Annotated in this window: 17 protein-coding genes; 6 read left to right on the plus strand and 11 right to left on the minus strand. The window is 60.0% G+C overall.

What is annotated here, in order from left to right; translation table 11 throughout:
• The first annotated feature begins 79 nt into the window (after positions 1–79).
• A complete protein-coding gene (locus CFA77_RS12920; protein ID WP_206991050.1) occupies positions 80–2,902 on the plus strand; it encodes a phosphoenolpyruvate carboxylase in 2,823 nt (940 codons plus the stop codon).
• Positions 2,903–2,909: 7 nt separating this feature from the next.
• On the opposite strand, the gene CFA77_RS12925 is transcribed toward CFA77_RS12920, so the two are convergent.
• From CFA77_RS12925 to CFA77_RS12935, 3 genes are all read right to left on the minus strand, one after another.
• Positions 2,910–3,902, minus strand: coding sequence for an aspartyl protease family protein (locus CFA77_RS12925; protein ID WP_206991051.1), 993 nt, complete (start codon positions 3,900–3,902; stop codon positions 2,910–2,912).
• 73 nt (positions 3,903–3,975) lie between these two features.
• A complete protein-coding gene (locus tag CFA77_RS12930) occupies positions 3,976–4,779 on the minus strand; it encodes a hypothetical protein (protein WP_206991052.1) in 804 nt (267 codons plus the stop codon).
• On the minus strand, positions 4,776–5,912 hold the full coding sequence (locus CFA77_RS12935) for a hypothetical protein (RefSeq protein ID WP_206991053.1): 1,137 nt from the start codon (positions 5,910–5,912) through the stop codon (positions 4,776–4,778). Before CFA77_RS12935 ends, CFA77_RS12930 begins: the two co-directional genes overlap by 4 nt.
• A gap of 167 nt (positions 5,913–6,079) precedes the next feature.
• Here CFA77_RS12935 and CFA77_RS12940 point away from each other — a divergent pair, with 167 nt between their 5' ends.
• Positions 6,080–7,324, plus strand: a complete 1,245-nt coding sequence (locus tag CFA77_RS12940) for an acetyl-CoA C-acetyltransferase (RefSeq protein ID WP_206991054.1) — start codon at positions 6,080–6,082, stop codon at positions 7,322–7,324.
• 160 nt (positions 7,325–7,484) lie between these two features.
• A complete protein-coding gene (locus CFA77_RS12945; protein ID WP_034811103.1) occupies positions 7,485–7,877 on the plus strand; it encodes an STAS/SEC14 domain-containing protein in 393 nt (130 codons plus the stop codon).
• A gap of 2 nt (positions 7,878–7,879) precedes the next feature.
• On the opposite strand, the gene arsC is transcribed toward CFA77_RS12945, so the two are convergent.
• From arsC to CFA77_RS12965, 4 genes are all read right to left on the minus strand, one after another.
• Positions 7,880–8,287, minus strand: coding sequence for an arsenate reductase (glutaredoxin) (gene arsC / locus CFA77_RS12950; RefSeq protein ID WP_349677858.1), 408 nt, complete (start codon positions 8,285–8,287; stop codon positions 7,880–7,882).
• A 151-nt stretch (positions 8,288–8,438) separates the two neighbouring features.
• Positions 8,439–9,605, minus strand: a complete 1,167-nt coding sequence (locus tag CFA77_RS12955; RefSeq protein ID WP_242517359.1) for a winged helix-turn-helix domain-containing protein — start codon at positions 9,603–9,605, stop codon at positions 8,439–8,441.
• Positions 9,606–9,617: 12 nt separating this feature from the next.
• Positions 9,618–10,697 (minus strand): PLP-dependent cysteine synthase family protein, encoded by a 1,080-nt coding sequence (locus CFA77_RS12960; RefSeq protein WP_206991055.1) that lies wholly within the window; start codon positions 10,695–10,697, stop codon positions 9,618–9,620.
• Between the two features lie 79 nt (positions 10,698–10,776).
• The gene (locus CFA77_RS12965) at positions 10,777–11,772 is read right to left on the minus strand and encodes a DNA topoisomerase IB (protein ID WP_206991056.1); all 996 of its coding nucleotides are present in this window, start codon (positions 11,770–11,772) and stop codon (positions 10,777–10,779) included.
• 115 nt (positions 11,773–11,887) lie between these two features.
• On the opposite strand from CFA77_RS12965, the gene CFA77_RS12970 reads away from it, so the two are divergent.
• Positions 11,888–12,766 carry a S9 family peptidase gene (locus CFA77_RS12970; protein ID WP_206991057.1) on the plus strand — a complete coding sequence of 293 codons (879 nt, stop codon included), beginning with the start codon at positions 11,888–11,890 and terminating at the stop codon, positions 12,764–12,766.
• On the opposite strand, the gene dnaJ is transcribed toward CFA77_RS12970, so the two are convergent.
• Positions 12,763–13,920 carry a molecular chaperone DnaJ gene (gene dnaJ / locus CFA77_RS12975; RefSeq protein WP_206991058.1) on the minus strand — a complete coding sequence of 386 codons (1,158 nt, stop codon included), beginning with the start codon at positions 13,918–13,920 and terminating at the stop codon, positions 12,763–12,765. The genes CFA77_RS12970 and dnaJ overlap by 4 nt on opposite strands.
• A 107-nt stretch (positions 13,921–14,027) precedes the next feature.
• Positions 14,028–15,356 (minus strand): penicillin-binding protein activator, encoded by a 1,329-nt coding sequence (locus CFA77_RS12980; RefSeq protein WP_206991059.1) that lies wholly within the window; start codon positions 15,354–15,356, stop codon positions 14,028–14,030.
• Positions 15,357–15,457: 101 nt separating this feature from the next.
• Between CFA77_RS12980 and rsmI the strand changes: the two genes are divergently transcribed.
• Together rsmI and CFA77_RS12990 are read left to right on the plus strand one after the other, a co-directional pair.
• Positions 15,458–16,270, plus strand: coding sequence for a 16S rRNA (cytidine(1402)-2'-O)-methyltransferase (gene rsmI, locus CFA77_RS12985; RefSeq protein ID WP_242517360.1), 813 nt, complete (start codon positions 15,458–15,460; stop codon positions 16,268–16,270).
• Positions 16,263–16,649, plus strand: a complete 387-nt coding sequence (locus CFA77_RS12990) for a YraN family protein (RefSeq protein ID WP_206991061.1) — start codon at positions 16,263–16,265, stop codon at positions 16,647–16,649. The genes rsmI and CFA77_RS12990 overlap by 8 nt, the downstream gene beginning before the upstream one ends.
• On the opposite strand, the gene CFA77_RS12995 is transcribed toward CFA77_RS12990, so the two are convergent.
• Both CFA77_RS12995 and CFA77_RS13000 read right to left on the minus strand, forming a co-directional pair.
• A complete protein-coding gene (locus CFA77_RS12995; RefSeq protein ID WP_206991062.1) occupies positions 16,646–17,881 on the minus strand; it encodes an MFS transporter in 1,236 nt (411 codons plus the stop codon). The genes CFA77_RS12990 and CFA77_RS12995 overlap by 4 nt on opposite strands.
• 156 nt (positions 17,882–18,037) lie before the next feature.
• Entirely contained in the window at positions 18,038–20,131 is a 2,094-nt protein-coding gene (locus tag CFA77_RS13000) for an amidohydrolase family protein (protein WP_206991063.1), read from the minus strand.
• Between the last annotated feature and the right edge of the window lie 73 nt (positions 20,132–20,204).

Below are 20,204 nucleotides of genomic sequence, written 5' to 3' on the forward strand. Positions count from 1 at the left end.
GCGAGGCGATCCGCAGATTTATTTCCAGTCGCCGTCAGCAGGGCTTTGACTTTACGTCAATTTCCGTCTTTTTGGCGGCATGACAACGACAACATCCCCCACGACTCTCGAAACCGCCCAATCCTTCCTGCGGACACAGGCCGCCCGGATTGAAATCGATCCTCTGACCAATTCGGTCTTCGCGCTGGCGCAGACCCTGTTCCGAGACCTCGAAACCGGAAAGGCCAAGCTGGCCGATCTGTCGAAGCTGGCCGACGAGGTGCATCTGGACCTGATTGAAGAGCGCGCGGACCGCTTTCGCACCCAGCATGCGGGCGGCAAGGCGAAGAATGCCTGGGCGAGCCTCACCGAAGAATTGGAGACACTGGCCGCCCAAGGATTTGACGTATTCAAGGCGCGCGTCGAACAAGCGACCGGCGGCATCGTGTTCACTGGCCACCCGACCTTTGCCCTGTCGAAAGATCTGCGCACGGCGCTGGCCGACCATGTGGTGAGCGCAACAAAGACCAGCCGCAACATGCTGATGCGCCAGATTCGCGCCGATTCCCGTGCATGGAACCAGCAGATCAGCCTTCAGGGCGAGCATGACGAAGTGCAGGGCGCGATTGCTCACGCGGCGAATGCGCAGCTGGCCTATGCAACCGTGCTGATTTCGTTTTCACGCAAGGCCTTCCCGGATGAATGGCGGTCGCTGAAAATCTTCGTTCCGACGCTCGCCTGCTGGGTCGGGTATGACCTTGATGGCCGCGCCGATATCCACTGGTCCCAATCGCTGACCTTCCGTCTGACGGAAAAGGCGGTCCAGCTCGATCGCTATGCAACGCAGCTGGAATCCATCAGCGGCAGCCAGAAGATCGGCCCCATCGCCAAGCTGACTCAGCGCCTGAAGACCGCGTCGGAAGACACCGCACGCCATGCGGCCTTGTTCGCGGCGGATCTGACCGATCCGGACAATCTGGTGCCGGCGGCAAATGCGCTGACCGAGCATTCCAAGCGAAACGTGCTGGACGCGTCTGAAATACTCGACGTGCTGGACAGCGTCATTCCCGAAGCCGAAGACAGCCTTGCTGCAGACCTGATGGCGGTCAGGGCGCAGGTCGAAGCGCTGCAGTTGGGCACAGCGCGCATTCACTTGCGGGTGAACGCAGCCCAGGTGCGCACGGTGATCAACCGCGATCTGGGCCTGCAGACTGAAGACCGGGAACTTGGTCGTCTTGCCCTGGCTGAACTGGCGCAAAAGGCCCGCAAGTCCAAACCGGTTCAGGTGAACTTTGCCGACCTGTTCCTGGAACAATCCACGGCGCGACGTCAGTTCATGATGTGCGCACAGATCCTGAAACATATCGATTCCGGCTCGGTCATCCGCTTCCTGATCGCCGAGAGTGAGAATCCGGCCACCGTGATGGGCGCGCTGTACCTTGCGCGGCAATATGGTGTCGATGACAAGCTCGATATCTCTCCGCTATTCGAAACGCCGGAAGCGCTGGAGACCGGCGGCCGCTTCATCGAGCGCTTGCTGGAAGAGCCGGAATTCCTCGCCTATGTGCAACAGCGCGGCTATCTTTCGATCCAGTTGGGTTTCTCCGATGCCGGACGGTTCATCGGACAAGTCGCCGCCGACATGGCCATCGAGCGCATCCACAACCTGATCGCCCGGGCGCTGGCCGCCAAGGGCGTAAATGTCGACCTCCTGATTTTCAACACGCATGGCGAAAGCATGGGCCGCGGCGCATGGCCGGGTACGTTCGAGCAGCGCTTTGATCATCTGCTGACACCATGGACCCGTGGCGGTGCCCGCGCACGGGGCCTGCAGCTCCGTCATGAGGTCAGTTTTCAGGGCGGTGATGGCTTCCTTCACTTCGCCAACCCGGCGCTGGCCGAAACGACGATGGCCGCCTGGTGCAGCCACACGCTGTCTGACCCGGCCGACCGCACCAAGGATCCATTCTATACGCGCACGGACCTTGTCTGGGATTTCTACCGGTCGCTGCGAGCCTGGCAGGAACGCCTGTTCGACAATGCAGACTATGGTCGATTGCTGGGCGCCTTTTCCAGCGGCTTGACGGTAAAGGCGGGCTCGCGACCGAAACGCCGCGCTGCTGGACCAGTCGGCCCGCGCTCCCTGCGGGCTATCTCTCACAATGCGACGCTGCAACAGCTCAGCATGCCAGTGAATGTGGCCGCTGGCATCGGCTCATCCCTGCAGCGCGAAATGGAGCGGCTGGTTGACCTGATTGATGACAGCCCACGCATGAAGGGCCTGATCCTGCTGGCGACCCGCGCGCGGCTTTTGACCAGCCTGCCCGCGCTTCGCGCCTATGCCCGCGTTTATGATCCGGGCGTCTGGGTGGCACACTCGAAACTGGCCGACCCTGACAAGGCGAATGCCTATCGCGGGGTTTATTACGCGCTGCGCAATAATGAGACGTCCGTTTCGATGAACCAGATCGCGAACTATTTGTCCGTGGACCTTGGAAAGTTTGACCGTCTTCTGGCCCAACTCAAGACCTCTCCTTCACTGGAAGAACGCCATGAGGGCAGATTGGACCTGCACGTTCTGCATGCCGTGCGCCAAGCGCTGATCATGAAAGCCTTCTCCATTGTCGGCGGCCTGCCCCGCCTGTCGGAGCGTCATGATGCGAGCAGCCGCGACCTGGTCGAAATGGTTGCGGAATTGCGGATCAAGGAAGCGGTGGAATTGCTGCGTGAGATCTTCCCGCACTCCCGCGATCAGGATACGCCGCTGAAAGCCCTGACCGAGGCCGGAAATGATACCAAGAGCCAAGCTGGCTACGGGTATGATCGCATTCACAAGGATATCATTGCGCCGCTGGATGACATCGACCGGATTCTGCACGGGATCAGCCTGTCGGTGACGCATGCCTATGGTGCGTTCGGCTAGGGGTACATTACCGCCTGCGATAGGACTGCACTTCCATGCAGACCAGGCATTTCTTGGCTGTGCTATGACGAATTCGCAAATAGAGCAGATTATTCTCGCGATCTATCTGTACACGGAATTGTGACAGAAAGTCCATACCAAGGATCATGACCGGTTCGTCAGCCATGCCCAGATGTTCGAACAGGGCGGGGTCTGATACGATCATGTTGAACCCCGTCATGTCGACGTCATCCAGTTCAAAACGGGAAACGTGGGCAACGTGCATATTGTAGTCGTCGCCGGTTATCCCAAGCAGGCGCTTGGTTTCATCCTCATTGACTTTGGTACCGGCATGGCTCGCAAATTTCGAATTCATGTAAGTAATGGTCGAACCTGTATCTATGAGGGCGAGCCCCCGCCGGCCATTGATCGTAACCTGCACGAAATAGAGTCCGTTGCGAACAACGAGGGGCCGTTTGCAGAGGACTTCTCGCATTCGCCCGGCCGGGCGCCGATCATAGGCCGTCACATGTCCCTGGTCGAAATCGAAATCCACGACGTTGCCCGTCAGCGCACTGATGGGCAGTACATTGCGCACGCCGCTGACGGCGATCTTGCTATCAAGGGCGGCAGGCACCTGGCTCAGGGCAATCGAGCCTGTCCTTAGACTTGGCAAATCGATCAAGGGGAACGTTTCCTTGCCGCCAAGGCCAAGTATCTCGACAAATTGCTCCTGTCCCTCGATCACCCCGACATCGGCCGAGCGCGCTGTGGCCCCGCCAATCATCGGCAAAGTGGCGGCCGTATCGATAAGCGCCGTAGCGGTTGACCCGTTTTCAAATGAGATTTCGGCCATCAACCGGTCTTGGGAATCCATCTCGAACGGGATGATTTGCTGATCATTGGTATTCGACCAGGCTGGCGGTGCAAGAAACAACAAGAGGCCGAGCAACAGGCTGAGCAAAACAGCGTGCTGAACGAGACGAGGCTCGTCGGTCCGGGTTGTTGGCAATCCTCCCATGGATGCATCCTTTTCCCGCATTATGCCACAAGCGGGCGTGCGGACAAAATGCAGGGAAGAATGGCCGTGGGCGCTACAGGTCTCGCCAGTCGGCCTGCAGGCCCAATTCGGAAAAGACCTCGTTCCAGTATTCCTTCAACGCGCCGCGTTGCATGTCGGTATAGCGTCCGCGCGGAATCAAGCGAATCTCCAGGTCTACGCCGGATAGGGACCGCCCATAGCGGCGCTCGACCGCCTCAGCCACATCACGCGCGCGCGGCATGTTGGCGGGAAGCGTGCCTCCGCCGCCATAGGCTGAGAACAGATCGGAATTCTGGAGCATATCGGACACGATGACGATCCGGCGGGCGGGCGCGTCGGGTGAGAAGTTCTCCGTCTGGCCGAGCCGTGCCATTGCTTCGAGGATCGGGCTGGAGGGGGCTTCCTTTGGTACGACGAGATCATCGATCACCGCATCCATCGGTGTTTCGAAAAGGGTCGCGTAGCGCTCCTCGATCATCCGGGGATTACGGAAGAGCGGGTTCACCTGCCCGCCCCGGCCCGGATTGCACAGGGAGAATTCGCCGCGCGGATCGAACTGGCCTTCGGCGTCAAGTTCGAACATGGACAGGCGCTCGCCCACTTCGAGCCGGTCGCGTGAGCGGCGGATCAGGTCGGCAATTAGATCGGCCTGGCTTTCGTCATACTCATCCGTCTTGTCGAGAATAATGGCGGTGTGCGGCGGCAACTCGTCGCTCAGCAGACAGAGCGTTTGTTCGTCATAGGGGACGGGCTTGAGGAACTGGAACGCCGCCACGCCGCCGGCGATCAGCAGGGCGATTATCGCGAAATTGATATAGGCCATCCGGCGCTGGCGTTGTCTGCGCCTGCGGCTCATGCGTCATTCTCCGCGCGCGGCATGATTTTTGGTTTCTTGCCGGAAATATGCTCGACAACCTCTTCCGGCACGTCGAATTCATCACGCATGATGTCAGGGTCTGTCTCAAGCAGGCGGCGGAAGGGCGACACCCGCGCATCCATCGCTCTACGGAGCCCCACCTTCTGCTTCGGGCTCAGCTTGCCAAAATCCTTCTCGGCATCCTCGAGCGCGTCTTCATAGCTGTCATAGTAGTCGTCCAGCGCATCCTGAAGGTCTCTGCGAGAGCGCTCGATGCCACGGGCAGCGTCGCTGAAACCGGGGAAGGATGCATCCGCCTTGCGCCCCTCAAAGGCAGCGATGGCCGATATGGCAAGGCCAAGGGCAAACAGGACCATCGCATCCAGGGAATGCAAAGCAAACGGCCGACACATGGCATTCGTCGCGGCGCTGCCAATGGACTCGCCCATGGGCGATTGCAGGATGGATTGGCAAATATCTGAATCGATCAAGAATCGGGGAATTGTGGACGTATGCTCATTGAATGCCTCGAGAGCGCCAGGCGTATCTCCCAGCGTCGCCTTGAGATCGAGCAGATTGCGATAGTGCGCTGCCGACAAATTCACCAACAGGACAATGATGATCCCCATGATCACGGCAACGATGCCAAATGCCTTGGTCACATTCCGACTGTCAAAGCCTAGCAAGGACTTGTTTGGATCCAGTCCGATCGAGGCATGGCGCAGGCCCCAGAAACCGATGATGAAATAGCTGGTGGCGACATTGGCGAGCGAGACCGCCGCAGCCTGGAAGATGCCGCCGGAGATGCCGAACTCGCTCTGCTGCGCAAAGAAGTACGCATTGGCCGCGCTTTCAAACAGGATGAGCAATGCGATAACCGACAAGTTCAAAATGCGGACCTGCGGATGGTCGGAGACATAATGAATGCCCCGCCCTGTCGATTTGCCGAATTTCATTTTGGTTTCGGGCGTCGTGCCATTGCGACCGCCGCCAAGCTGGCGAAACCGATAGAAGCTGATTGCGGCGCGCGCGGCATAGTCGGCCTGCAATACCACTTCGTCGTATTCGGGTGACGGGCGGTTCGCGAAATAGGCGATGTCATCCTGTGACAGGTCGTTCGCGTCGTCGGCCATGCAGATCTCCCCGTTTGTTCCCGATTACCCGATAGTTAATGAAATACAAACTGGACCGTTCCGAACAGCCCCAAAAACAGTTGACCTGCATAACCCGACGTCACGGCTGGATTTACGCTTACGTGCGCGTAAACTTGGGAAAATAATAAACCCAAGGGAGAGACCAGATGGCTGAGGCCTATATTATTGACGCCGTGCGCACGCCGCGAGGCATTGGCAAGGTTGGAAAAGGGTCGCTCGCGCACCTGCATCCGCAGCATCTGGGCGCAACCGTGCTGAGCGCGATCCGCGACCGCAACAATCTTGATACGGCCACCGTAGATGATGTCATCTGGGGCACATCCAGCCAGCGCGGCGCGCAAGGCGCCGATATGGGTCGTATGGCGGCCCTCGATGCCGGCTTCGACGTGAAAGCCTCCGGCGTTACGCTGGACCGCTTCTGCGGCTCTGGCATTACCACCGTTTCCCTCGCTGCTGCGCAGATCATGTCCGGTATGGAAGACTGCGTTATCGCGGGCGGCTGTGAGATGATGAGCTACACCGCATCGACGGCAGATCCAAAAAATCCACCAATGATGGACGCCGGCAACCTTCACTTGCGCGAGATGCACCCGCAGTCACAGCAAGGCGTCTGCGCAGATGCGATCGCCACGTTGGAAGGCATAGACCGCGAAGCCGTTGACCAGCTGGCCGTGACCTCCCAGCAGCGCGCCAAACGCGCCATGGATGAAGGCCGTTTCGACAAGTCCCTGATCCCTGTCTACAATCGCGACGGCACACTGGCGCTCGACAAGGACGAGTTCCCGCGCCCCAGCACGACGATGGAAAGCCTCTCCGGCCTGAAAACCGTCTTCAACATGTTCATGGAAATCCCGGTCGATGACCAGGGAAACACCTATGGCGCGATGGTCACCAAGAAATACCCACAACTCGAAGGCAAGATGAACCATGTCCATCATGCCGGTAACTCTTCCGGTGTTGTGGACGGCGCAGCCGCAATCCTCGTCACTTCGAAAGAATATGCCGACAAGAACGGCCTGAAGCCACGTGCCCGCATCGTAGCCACGGCAAACATGGGCGACGATCCAACCCTGATGCTGAACGCGCCGGTTCCGGCAGCCAAGAAAGTGCTGGAAAAAGCCGGCCTGACCACAGACGATATCGACGTTTACGAAATCAACGAAGCCTTCTCGGTCGTGGCCGAAAAGTTCATCCGCGATCTCAAGCTGGACCGGGAAAAAGTGAACATCAATGGCGGCGCTATGGCGCTCGGCCACCCGATTGGTGCCACTGGCTCCATCCTGATCGGCACCGCGCTGGACGAGCTCGAACGTTCTGGCGGTCGCTATGGCCTGGTCACCATGTGCGCGGCTGGTGGCATGGCTCCGGCAATCATCATTGAACGGATTTAAACTTCCTCCCAGAAACTTACTCACAATCTGTTCAATCCTCTCCCGGTCCAGGCTTGCCTGGGCCGGGCTTTTTTTCGCGCTTCCACCGATATGTAATTGGTCGGGAACGCTCCCCTCCTCAAGGCGTTGCTTATGAAGAAGCAACCCCATCAGGAGACTCATGCCTTATACAATCCAAGCTGAAACCAATCACCTCACCACCATCGACGCGCAGGGCGAACTGAACCCCGACACCATGCCGGAAGCTGTTGATGAAATCATGGAGCAGACTGACGCGGAGGATCCCGGCAGCCTGCTGGTGCGATTGCAGCATATGGATCTGGGCACGCTCCACAATGTCGCCAGCGACTGGTCACGCAAGGCTGAGTTCTTTGCCCTGCAGAAACGCTTTGGCAAGGTCGCTGTTCTCACCGACCAGGCATGGGTACGCCAGTCGGCGAAGATGCAGGCGGTGGCCCTGCCCGACACCGAGTTGAAAGTCTATGAGCTGGCCGATGAAGCCGACGCACGTGTCTGGCTGGAACAGGCAAAGGCCGAAACCGAAATGGCCTAGGTTCAAACCTGACCGGACTGGATCGTCTCGCCGTCTTCCTTTGTGAAGCTGGCAGGCGGGTTGTCCAACAGATCGAATACTTTCTCAGAGGGACGGCACAGCGCCGTCCCTTTTTTGGTAACAACAATTGGTCGGTTCACGAGAATGGGATGTTTCAGCATGGCTTCGAAAAGTATGGAATCATCCACCGTCGGATCCGTCAGACCAAGCTCCTCGGCCGGGCTCTTGGACGTGCGCAAAGCTTCACGCGGTGTCAGGCCCGCTGCGGCCAGCAAACCCGCCAGCAATTCCCGCGTCCAACCGCGCTGAAGGTATTGGACGACATCCGGCTCAACGCCGCTTTGGCGGATAATTTCAAGCACGTTGCGAGACGTGCCGCAGTCTGCATTGTGATAGATCGTAATGCTCATGATGAACTCGCTATTCGGGCGGTTGGTCGCTGCTTCTTTAGACTATGCTGACAAAGTGTGACAACATTTCAAAGAGAGCAGATCACGATCACAGGCCGTTTACCGTTCGGCCGGATGTGACCACTTGGCGGGATGTGGGATTCAGGTTTCTTCAGATGGCCCATCTGACGTCCCCGATCCCGGCGAGGCGGGCAAATCGGGTAAGCTCGGCGTTCAGTTTATCGTGGCGAGCCGGGGTCCATTTGACGTTCGGCTCGGGCCAAAAGCCGGTCACGCTCATCCACCCCTTCGCACGATCTGCCTTGATTTCGATACGCCCCGTGAAACGGTCCCCTTCGAGAAGCGGGTAGACATAGTACCCCCAGCGCCGCTTGGCGGCGGGAACAAACATTTCATTGCGATAATCAAATCCAAAGAGCCGTTCGAGGCGGTTTCGATCTCGCACCGCCGGATCAAATGGATTGAGGATACGCAGGCGGCTTGTCGGCGCCGGAGCCGTCGCCAAGCGGGTTTCGATGTCGGGAGTTGCATAGGCTAGAACCGTTCGCCGGTTCGAGCACTCGATCTCGACCGGAACCAGATGCTTGGCGCTCATCACCCATGACTTTGCCTCTGCCGAACTCATCGCTTCCCAGAAGCGCTGGATTTCGCCGGTTGTGCCAAAGCTGAGCCGATCGATCGCGTTCTGGCAGAGCCAGTCTATCTGCTCGTGATCCGGCGGCCCATCGCGAAGATGGGCAGGAAAAACACGATCTGGAAGATTGTAGTATTTGACGAAATTCTGTCGGTAACAGGTGGCGAGGTCTCCCGCATACCACATCTGGTCGAGTGCTCTCTTGTGCGGTGGCCGGGCCCACATTTCGCGACTGGTGGCCTTGGTGTCGAAGGCGTGCGTCGACAAAGCGCCTTCAGCTTCGATCCGGGCGCGGATCTGGGCAATCTGTTCTTGCGCAAGGCCGGACTGGAACCATTCATGCCGGGCCACTTTGGCACCGAGGCGACGAAATTGCCGCTGCCAGTATGGCAGATACGCCATGGGAATGAGCGAGGCATCATGGGTGAAATGTTCAAAGATCTGACGATCTCTACCCAAAAGCGGCCAAAGCATCTCTTCGCGATAGTTCTGGTTTCGGCTCCACAGAATGTGGTGATGGGCACGGGTCACATTGCGAATTGTATCAATCTGCACGAAGCCAAGGGCGTGGAGCATGCCCATCACATCGAGCTTTCCGGTCGGCGTTTCGGCGAGCCCATTGGTCCATAACCAAAGCCGGCGAGCGTCTCGGTTGGAAATGCGAAGCGGCGTCATGTTGCTCATGCGATGGAGCGATCAGTCTCGCGTGAATTCTTGCAGGCTGACGAGGTATGGCATGAGGTCCAACCCCTGAGAGGCGATCCAGGCATCATCATAATAGGTGTCAAGATAGCGCTCGCCCCCATCGCAAATGAGGGTCGCGACGCTGCCCGCTTGTCCGGCGGCGCGCATTTCGCGCAACAAGGTTAGTGCTGCCCAAACATTGGTGCCGGTCGAGCCGCCACAGCGCCGGCCAAGAATATCCTGCAGCCAGTGGATCGTGGCGATGGACGCCGCATCCGGCACGCGCATCATCCGGTCTATCACGTCTGGCTGGAATGAAGCTTCCACGCGCGGGCGACCAATACCTTCAATACGAGACTTCGTCCCGATACGGATATCTGGGTCGCCCGTTTCATAGTGATCATAAAAGACCGAGTTTTCCGGGTCCGCGACGCAGAGCGACGTCTTCGCGGCGATGTCACAGCGATAGCGGATAAACCGGCCGATCGTGGCCGATGTGCCGCCCGTACCAGCGCTCATCACCACCCAGTCCGGCAGGGCATGGGCCTCCATCGACAATTGCGAGAACAGGCTTTCGGCAATGTTGTTGTTGCCGCGCCAGTCAGTAACCCGCTCGGCATACGTGAACTGGTCCATATAGTGGCCGCCAAGTTCAGTCGTGATGCGCTGCGCCTCGGCATAGATGTCCGCAGGCGGCACGGCGCGGGTCTCGCCGCCATAGAAGGCGATCTGGTCGATCTTGCTGCGCGAGACGCCTTCTTGAACCACCGCGATGAAACGCCGGCCCAGCAAGCGCGCAAAATAGGCCTCCGAGACGGCGGTAGAGCCGGACGAGCTTTCCACGATAACCGTGTCTGGCCCGATCCAACCATTGCAGAGGGCGAACAGGTAGAGCGAGCGCGCAAGCCTGTGTTTCAGACTGCCGGTCGGATGCGTGGACTCATCCTTCAGATAGAGCGTCTGTTCCGGAAATCCGGGCAGATCCACCTTGATCAAATGAGTGTCAGCCGAGCGATTGAAATCCGCATTGATGCGCTGCACCGCCTCGCGTACCCAGCGCCGCCTGTCCCAATCCAGATGTGAGATATCCAAATCTGCCCCCTGCTCCAGCCGCCTTCGCCGTCACCATAGAGGCTTGTCCCATCAGGGCAATTGCAGCGCGCAGCCTTTGTCAGGCCAAGGGCTGCACGGCCTCCAACACGGCGAGCAACAGGTCTTCCCCGGCAAGAGACTCTGCCTCGTCGCAAACCTGATCCGGGCGGCATTTATCGCGGGCCAGATCAAGCAGAACGGGATGGATATAGGACGATTTGGCGATTGCAGGTGTATTGCCGAGTACGTTGGCCGCGGCCTGGGTGATCGCCTTGATGGTGATGTCCTCTGCCTTGGTCAGGGCATCGACCGCGGCAACGCTGCCCTTCCATGTCCTGAAATCCTTGGCGGTAAAGGACAGGCCCAGTGTTTCCTGGATGTATGCGTTTACATCTTGCGCCGCGGGCCGGACCTTGCGCGATCGGAAGAGGAATGCGCCGCGCTCGGCCATCAGACCATCCAGGGTCTTCGCCAACAATTTATCTTTCACAATGACGCGGCGAGGCGTGCCGCCCTTGCCCTTGTAGGCGCAAATGATCTTGTGGCCATCGATCTGGACATGCGACTTGCGCAGGCTGACCGCACCATAAGTCTTGCGGCCCGACCGGCCGATGCGCAGCGCGCCCCGGTCCAGCAGGCGGACAATGGCGGCGAGGCGCAACGCGCGCGGACAATCCGAATAAGTGAGATCATGACGCACGCGGCGGCGCAGTTCAGGCAAGGCATGTCCAAAGGCGATCAGGTCGTCAAACTTGGCCGAGTTGCGCGCGGCCGACCATGTGGGGTGATAGCGATACTGCAGTCGCCCCGCTTCGTCGCGTCCGGTGGCCTGGATGTGACCGCGTGGATGGGGACAGATCCATATCTCGTCCCAGGCCGGCGGCAGGACCAGCGCGCGGCATCGTTCGGCCCGCGTACCCTTCAGGGTCTGGCCCCTGTCGTCCTTGTAGGTAAACCCTGTGCCGCACCGCCGCCGCGTCCAGCCGGGCTTGGATGGGTCTGACCGGACAAGGCCAATGGCCTCTGCCGTCACGCCTTCGCGGGAGAGTGTCTCCGGGTCTGAACTGAAGGGCATGGCGTGTCTCTCAGGTGAATACCCGGATCAACGATCCATCTGTCGAGACGGTTCCCGCGCCAGCATGTTTGGGCTGAGGCAGGTTTCAGATAGGGTAGTTGGAGGGGAGAACACTATGAGAAATTTGTTTCTGATCGCCGCAGCGCTCGCGCTCATGCCTGGCTGCACCAATCTGAAAGAGGCAACTGAAACTTCGCCGACATACGATACCGAGTTTCCGCCAGCACTGAACGAGCTGAATTTTCAGAGCCATGGGAGGCGGCTCAACGGGTTGATTTATGTCGCTGAAGGCTCCGGCCCCCATCCCACCGTTCTGTTGCTGCATGGGTTTCCCGGCAACGAGAAAAATCTCGACTTGGCGCAGGACCTGCGCGCGGACGGCTTCAACGTCTTGTTCTTTCACTATCGCGGCGCATGGGGCAGCGAGGGAACATTCTCATTCACGCATGTGATCGAAGATGTGGCCGCCGCGACGGCCTTCCTGCGAGCCAATGCGGAGACCTATCGCACCCATCCGGACAAGCTGATCCTGATCGGGCACTCCATGGGCGGCTTCGCAGCCCTCGCCGCGGGCGCGAAGGATGAAACCATTGCCTGCACCGCTGGGCTGGCTCCTGCGAATTTCGGTGTCGTGGCGAATGTTCTCGCGGCAGATCCGGACAGGAAAGCGGGCTTTATCGCCTATGGCGATTCCCTGCAGATGCTGGCGGGAACAGATGGCACGAGCATGGTCAGCGAACTGATCGACAATCGCGAGGCTTTTGATGCTCTCACTTATGCGCCAAATTATGCCGGCCGGTCGGTGCTGATTGTTGGAGCAGACAAGGATGAAGCCGTGCCGTTGGACGCCATCATCAAGCCGCTGATCGCGGCCTACGAAGCAGAGCCGGGTGTCGATGCAACCAGTGCAATCCTGTCGGGCGATCATTCGTTCTCGTGGTCACGAGATGCGCTGATCGACACGGTGCTGAACTGGGCGGAAGGCTGCCGCTAATTCGGGCGGTGCTCGTCGGCGTCGCCGCTCCAGAAGCGTTTGATACGGCCGAGGAAGCCTTCGCTTTCCGGGTGGCAATCGGCGCCGGTGCAGTCGCAGAATTCGCGCAGCAGTTCTTTCTGGCGGGCGGTCATGTTGCGCGGGGTTTCCACGAACATTTCCACGAACAGGTCGCCGGTATGGCCTGACTGGCGCACCGAGGGCATGCCCTTGCCACGCAGACGCAGTTTGCGGCCGGTCTGGGCGCCTTCCGGCACCACGACGCGGGCACGGCCGCCATCAATGGTCGGGATTTCGATTTCGCCGCCAAGTGCAGCCGTCGCCATCGGCACGGGCGCGCGGCAATAGAGGTTCGGGCCGTCGCGTTCGAAGATGTCATGCTCGACGACATCGACGAAGATGTAGAGGTCGCCGCTCGGCCCGCCCTGATCGCCAGGCTCACCTTCGCCGGACAGGCGGATGCGCATACCGCTTTCGACGCCAGCCGGGATTTTCACCTGGAGCTTGCGCTCCTCGCGAACCTGCCCTGCGCCGCCACATTCCTTACAGGGCTTCTTGATGATCTTTCCCTTGCCGGAACACCGCACACAGGTGCGCTCCATCGTGAAGAAGCCTTGCTGGGCGCGCACGCGGCCATGGCCGTCACAGGTCTCGCAGGTTTCCGGCTTGGTGCCGGGCGCTGCGCCGGAGCCGTCACAGCCTGTACATGGCACGGCCTGGGGCACGTGAATGGTTTCTTCCTTGCCGGCCCACGCTTCAGCCAGAGTGATTTCCAGATCATAGCGCAAATCTGCACCGCGCTGTGGCCCGCCACGGCGACGTCCACCGCCAAAGCCACCTGCGCCGAAAACCTGGCTGAACAGGTCAGAGAAGATATCGTCCGGATTGCCGCCCTGGCCGAACGGGTTGCCCCCGCCCCCACCGCCATTTTCAAAGGCGGCATGGCCAAACCGGTCATAGGCACCACGCTTCTGAGCATCGCTCAGGACCGCATAGGCTTCGCCCACTTCCTTGAATTTCTCTTCGGCTTCAGGATTCCCGGCATTCTGGTCCGGATGATACTTCATCGCCAGCTTGCGGTAGGCGGACTTGAGTTGCTTCTCGTCCGCATCCTTGGATACGCCCAAAATCTCGTAATAGTCGCGCTTGCTCATGGAATGGCTATCGTCTTCCAGAATTGTCTCCGATCAGCCGCACATGTGGGGGACGTGACCGGCCGGTGCAAGGGAATGTCACAGGTCGCGCCACGTAATGATCAGGCTCAGCTTGGGCCGGTCTGGCCAGTGGGGAAGGACTGAACGCCCCCTTCGACGAGTTCAGGGCCACCGGGCTGGATCTGCATGACCGCCAAGCCGCGCTCGGACGTGCCGTCAATGCGGAAGCGGAACAGGCCATTTACTCCGAAAAAGCCGTCCGGATCGGTCACGCCGCCATAGGTCAGACTGTCATCTGCGGCGAGGCGAACGGTCAATGCGGCTGCATCATAGGCCAGTGCAGCCAGATCGGTTGGCGCGCGGCCATAGATCCGACGATAGGCTTCGGTGAAGGCGCTCTTGTTGCCGGGGTCTGTGGCAGCATAATAGCCGCCGCGCAGGGTCGGTTCGCGCCAGATGCTGGAATCGTCCCAATAAGAGGTGCCGATCAGCTTCACTTGGCGCATATCGACGCCGTTGTAAGGCAGCAACGGTGCTACCGAGAGCAATTTGACGCCTCGTTCAGGGATCATCACAGCCACGCGGCCGGGACGGCCGGCCAGTTCGGATTTGAGAACGCTGGCGATCTGGCGCGCTTCGGCGCCTGCTCCACTATCCTCGCCATAGAAGGCTGAGGCGGCCATGACGGCGCCAAGCCGGGAGGCTTCAAACCGCATCGCGGCCTCAACCTGACGCCCGTAATCCGAACGTGGGCCAAGGAAAACAAACGTGTCCACGCCGCGCGCGGCCACATATTCCATGACGCGGCGGACTTCCTCGTCCGGCGAGATGGAAGCGAGATAGGCTCCGCCTCCAGCCGCAGACCGGTCATTGGAGAAGGCAATGACGGGAATATCTTCCTCGCGCGCCATTTCCCGCACGGTTTTCACGTTTGCGCCAAAGAGCGGGCCAAGGATTACATCTACCTTGTCTTCAAAGGCTTCGTCCGTGCGGGCCTCGGCCACGGAGGTCTTGCCGGCGGTATCCTTCGGGATAATCAGGAAATCCTTGTCGGCATATTCAAACAGGGCAAGTTCGATCCCTGCCAACATGCTTTCCGCCTCGGCGCGGACATTGGCGTTCGGATGAGAAAAGGGCAGCAGCACGGCGGCCCGCTTGATCTCACGTCCCTGCATGAAGGGTGGGGTCAAGCCACGGTCGCCTCGGCCGCGCGTTGCGTCGCCCAAATCTTCCATGTCGCCAATTTCGATTTCTTCGCCCGGTATGTCGCCCAAGTCGCGCGGCACGCCCGTAACAGGCTCCTCGCGGGGCTGTCCGGTGCCAATGGGCACTGGCTGGCGAGCAGGCGCTGTGGCACAGGCGGTGGCCAGAAGCAGCGATGCCAACAGAAGACTTGGCGCGGGAAGCTTCCTGAGCAATGGTTGAAGCAATGTCATCTCCTGATCCTTCTGACTCCGGGGCGATTCCCGCCGCTGGCGACTCTAGGCGCGGTCTCCCCAAGGGGCAACCGGCTGTATCTCTGGATCCGGGCCTGTATGTGGTTTCCACCCCGATCGGTAATCTACGCGACATCACCCTGCGCGCGCTGGACGTGCTGACCGCTGCCGATGAAGTGCTGGCAGAGGACACACGCGTCGCTGGAAAGCTGATGTCTGCCTATGGCCTTAAGGCTCGCCTCAGCCCCTATCATGACCACAATGGGGCGGAACGGAGACCGGGCCTGATACGGGCACTTCAAGGCGGCGCGAAGATCGCGCTGATTTCCGACGCTGGCACGCCGCTTGTTTCCGATCCGGGCTGGAAACTGGCGCACGAGGCGCTGGAGGCTGGCGTAAAGGTCATCCCCATTCCGGGCGCCTCGGCCATGCTGGCGGGATTGGTCGCCAGCGGCCTGCCAAGTGACAAATTCCTTTTCGCAGGCTTCCTGCCGCCAAAATCCGGTGCGCGCAAATCAGCCGCCGAAGCGCTGAAAGCCGTGCCGGGAACGCTGATCTTCTATGAGAGTGGGCCGCGCCTTGCCGATGCGCTTGCAGACCTTGCCTCTGTGCTGGGGGACCGTGACGCGGCGGTGACGCGGGAATTGACCAAGATGTTCGAGGAAACCCGCCGAGGCACGCTTGCTGATTTGGCCACGCATTATGCCGAGTCCGGCCCGCCACGTGGCGAAATTGTATTGCTGGTCGGCCCGCCGGGCGAACATGAAGTCACGCCCCAACGCCTCGATGCGGCCCTGCGCGACGCACTGGATGGCCAGCCGACCAAGGCCGCAGCCAATGCCGTGGCCGAAGCGCTGGGTCTGCCGAAGCGCGACGTTTACCAGCGGGCGCTGCAGCTGAAAGCCGATGGCTGAAGGGCGCGCCCCCAGCGCCAAGCGCACGGCTGCCGAAAAACGTGGCCGCGCGGGCGAGACACTTGCCGCCTTGTACCTCCGCCTCAAGGGCTATCGCATCCTCGCGCAACGCGTGCGCACGCCGGTTGGCGAGATTGATCTGATTGCGGAGAAATCCGGCATAGTTGCTTTTGTCGAAGTAAAGGCACGTCGGCGAGCAAACGCAGCGCTCGGCGCCGTGACACTTCATGCCTGGAATCGAATTTCCCGCGCGGCCGACCATTGGATGGCCAAGCATCCCCGCTATTCAGACCATGGCTGGCGATACGACATCATTGCCATCGCGCCGAGTCGCCTGCCCGTTCATCTGCGCGATGCGTGGCGGCCGGGGCTGGCCTAGGCTTTGGGCTGGGGCTTCGCACGCTTACGATAGACGCGCGTTAGCGGGCTTTTTGCCATCGGAATGAAGCGAGTTTTCTTGCCGACGATGCTTGGGCGGTTGATGCCTATGCGCAGAAGACTGAACACGGCCAAAACGAGATAGACACCCGAGATATACCAGAACAGTGCGGCCGGATGAAATGCGCTCATCACGAGAGCGCCGACCAGAGCGCCGATCACCGATCCAACCCCATAGAGCAGGAGCAGGCCGCCACTCGTGGCGACGGCCTTGCCGAGCGCGGAATGGTCATTGGCATGCGCAGCGCAAATGCCGAAGACGGGTATGATGAAAGCGCCAAACAGGAAGCTGAAGCCAAGCAAGGCGTTTTGGGACAGGCCAGCAAAGCTTGCCAACAATGCCGAAGCCCCTGCGCCGAGCAGCGAGCTGCCCACGATCACGAAACGCCGGTCTACCTTGTCAGAGAGCGAGCCCATGGGGAACTGGAACAAGCCTGCTCCGATGATCGCGGCACTCATGAAGGCTGCGATCATGGCCGAGCCATACCCAATTTCCTGCACATAGACCGGTGCCATGCCCCAGAAAGCGGCATTGGCGAGTCCGGCGGCAGCTGCACCGACGGCGCCGACGGGCGAGACGCGATAAAGCTGAACAATGTCGAGCTTCGCCGTCTCCAGCGGTGCAGGCGAATCCGAGCGCGTCAGCGCCACCGGGACGAGCGCGATGGAGATCAGGATGGAAACCAGAACGAACAGCTGGAAGCCCGAAGGCGGGGCAATCGCGAGCAGGCCGTTGCCGATGGTCACGGCGCCAAGATCGACAATGCGATAGACTGACAGCACCTTGCCGCGGTTCTCGTTCGTCGCGCGCTCATTGATCCAGCTTTCCAGCACCATGGTCAGCCCCGCAAAGCTGAAGCCTGTAATGAAGCGCAAAACGGCCCATGGCGTGGCATCGACGAACAGGATATGCGCCAGCGCACTGGACGACGCGATCGAGGCGAGTGCCACAAAGGCCCGGATATGCCCTACGCCTTTGATCATGCCAGGCACGAAGCGGCAACCGAGGATGAAGCCGGCATAATAGGCTGAGGCCAGAAGACCGATGATTGCGGTCGGGAAGCCTTCCAGGTCGCCGCGCACAGACAGGAGTGTGCTCTGCAAGCCATTGCCGGCATAGAGGATGGCAGCAGCAAACAGCAGGGCAGCGATGGCGGAGATAGACTTGAACATTCCAGCCTCCAGGGCGTGCTGGGATTTCAGGGAGGGCGAGCCGTCTTCAGGCTAACCCGATGCAGAAAAGTGTGTTCCGATCGCGCCTGTAGAAACCTCCACTGCTACTGTCAACCAAGCCTGAGCCGCGCATCTGCGCAAGGCGGAATCCCCCGCCTACTCGGTCAAAGTCGGCGCCGCTGCGAAGGGCTCGATTCCGAATGAAGGATATATTTCGCTCGGGAAATAGACCGTGCCATCCTTCACAACCATGGAGATGGTCTTGATCGCTTTCAGGTCCGCTGTTGGGTCACCTGGAACAAGAAAGAAATCGGCCAGCTTGCCGGGCGCGATAGACCCAAGCTCGTCCGACTGTCCCACATATTCGGCCATACCATGGCTGGCCCAGGCGAGGATCTCAGGCGCTGTCATGCCGACCTGCTGATAAAGCTCAAGTTCGCGGTGATAGACGAAGGATCCGCCCATATCCGTTCCCGGAACGAGCAGGATGCCCGCCTCATGCATCGCGGTGACCGTTTCGATGATCTTGTCGAAGGCCTGCCAGTAGGCCGCGTCATCCTCGGGAGAGGAAATATCGGCCCATGCTGTCTTGGCCGAACGCTGCACGCCAACCGGCATGTGATCGATATAGTCGACCACACCCGCCCGGAGCTGGCCATTGCGAGACCTGAGCAGAGCTTCATGGATGGCGAGGGTCGGATCAATCGCGGTTTCATGCTCCGCCATGGCATTGATCGTTGCCTGTACCTTTGGATCACTGATCTCCAGGGATGGGAGACGCTTCAACGCGGTCAGGCGCAGCAAGGTGCGCGTGTCTTCACCCTCGTCCAGCACCCAGCCCAGCATGACCTGATTGATATGGGTCATCTCGTCATAGCCTGCAGCAATCATCTGGTCGGCATTGGAGAAGGCCGGCACATGCCCGGCCACTTTCAAGCCGAGGCGGCGCGCTTCTGCGACCATGGCCGGCACCCATTCGCCTTTCATGGAATTGTAGATCTTGATCTGATGGAATTCTCCACCGCCATACTCGCGAACGGCTTCGAGCGCCTCCTCCTCACTCGATACGAGTGTGCCATTGTTGGAGCTGAACGGGCTCTTTCCTTCGATGAACCCGCTGCGGATGATACGCGGACCGGCGAGACGCCCGGACTGAATATTTTCATTCAGCTCACTGAGCACGTCGTTGTTGTTGCCCATGTCCCGGACGGACGTCACCCCCGCAGCGATGTTGAGCAGCGCGCTATTCTGACCGAGATGCCCGTGCATTTCATAAAGGCCCGCCACCAGCGTGCCGCCATCGCCATCAATTAGCACTTCGCCTTCTAAGCGCGTATCCGGGGCGTCGATCGACCGGATCCGATTGCCTTCGAATATGACCGAGACCGAATCCGTCACGGCCAGTGTCTCCGGGTCGAACACGCGGACATCCGCGATGCGGACGGGCGCGTCGTAATTGTGCGCCGTTTCAGCCTGGATATTCTCAAACCGCTTGGCGGAATACTCGACCGACCGGGCGCGCAGCATTTCATCATGCGCTTCCAGACCGTCCCGCAAGATGGCAAAGCGCGGCGAAATAACGCCCACAAACCCATCACTCGAATCCATCAGAATGTAAGTCGGGTTCAACTCGATCCCGGATAGCGCATAGGCGCTGATCGCCACATCTCCTTCCGGCCCGGCGACGGTCAGGTCCTCCATCTTTTCGAGCTGAAGTGTACCGCCAGGCAAAACCCCAACGGATTGATCGGCATCCGCCATCAGGACCCGGGCATAAAGCCACAGGGCGTAAGGGCTGGCATTCTGGGACACGTAGAGCGTCGCCGAATCAAGCGTGCGGGAATCGCTGCCGGTCGCATCTGTCCACCTCGCCTCAAGGCCATCCTGTGAGAAGGACTCCTCTACCTTGTTCCCAAACGTCGTCGCGCCGGTGATATCCCAGTCCATCGGCAGGCCGGACGAGTCCAGCGTTACCGTCTCGAGAAGGGTCGGGCCGCGACCATTGTTACGGTACTCAAAGTCCACCTTGGTCACACCGCCGGAATGGTCGACATTCAGGTGGCCGATCTCGGTTCCCGAAACGAACACTTTGAACGCTTCTGTCCCGGTCAAGGCTGGTAACGGCGCGGCGGTGGACACAACTTCTGGCGTGGCCGCGACGACGGGCGCCGTCTCAGCCACCGGCTTCGCACAGCCGACCGCCAGCAGGCCGAGAATTGATGATGCCAATAGTGTTGTCCTGATACCCATGTCGCGCTCCCTTTTGTCCAGTCCTAGCCGGGGAACACCGGGCCCTACAAGGTTCATTCAATGGCGGCGCACG

The organism is Hyphomonas sp. KY3 (assembly GCF_017309975.1).
Taxonomy (GTDB): domain Bacteria; phylum Pseudomonadota; class Alphaproteobacteria; order Caulobacterales; family Hyphomonadaceae; genus Hyphomonas.

Bases quoted from the DNA above. Each gene is read 5' to 3' on its own strand.
- CFA77_RS12920 (WP_206991050.1), top strand. From the start codon at position 80: ATGACAACGACAACATCCCCCACGACTCTCGAAACCGCCCAATCCTTC.
- CFA77_RS12925 (WP_206991051.1), bottom strand. From the start codon at position 3,902: ATGGGAGGATTGCCAACAACCCGGACCGACGAGCCTCGTCTCGTTCAG.
- CFA77_RS12930 (WP_206991052.1), bottom strand. From the start codon at position 4,779: ATGAGCCGCAGGCGCAGACAACGCCAGCGCCGGATGGCCTATATCAAT.
- CFA77_RS12935 (WP_206991053.1), bottom strand. From the start codon at position 5,912: ATGGCCGACGACGCGAACGACCTGTCACAGGATGACATCGCCTATTTC.
- CFA77_RS12940 (WP_206991054.1), top strand. From the start codon at position 6,080: ATGGCTGAGGCCTATATTATTGACGCCGTGCGCACGCCGCGAGGCATT.
- CFA77_RS12945 (WP_034811103.1), top strand. From the start codon at position 7,485: ATGCCTTATACAATCCAAGCTGAAACCAATCACCTCACCACCATCGAC.
- arsC (WP_349677858.1), bottom strand. From the start codon at position 8,287: ATGAGCATTACGATCTATCACAATGCAGACTGCGGCACGTCTCGCAAC.
- CFA77_RS12955 (WP_242517359.1), bottom strand. From the start codon at position 9,605: ATGAGCAACATGACGCCGCTTCGCATTTCCAACCGAGACGCTCGCCGG.
- CFA77_RS12965 (WP_206991056.1), bottom strand. From the start codon at position 11,772: ATGCCCTTCAGTTCAGACCCGGAGACACTCTCCCGCGAAGGCGTGACG.
- CFA77_RS12970 (WP_206991057.1), top strand. From the start codon at position 11,888: ATGAGAAATTTGTTTCTGATCGCCGCAGCGCTCGCGCTCATGCCTGGC.
- dnaJ (WP_206991058.1), bottom strand. From the start codon at position 13,920: ATGAGCAAGCGCGACTATTACGAGATTTTGGGCGTATCCAAGGATGCG.
- CFA77_RS12980 (WP_206991059.1), bottom strand. From the start codon at position 15,356: ATGACATTGCTTCAACCATTGCTCAGGAAGCTTCCCGCGCCAAGTCTT.
- CFA77_RS12990 (WP_206991061.1), top strand. From the start codon at position 16,263: ATGGCTGAAGGGCGCGCCCCCAGCGCCAAGCGCACGGCTGCCGAAAAA.
- CFA77_RS12995 (WP_206991062.1), bottom strand. From the start codon at position 17,881: ATGTTCAAGTCTATCTCCGCCATCGCTGCCCTGCTGTTTGCTGCTGCC.
- CFA77_RS13000 (WP_206991063.1), bottom strand. From the start codon at position 20,131: ATGGGTATCAGGACAACACTATTGGCATCATCAATTCTCGGCCTGCTG.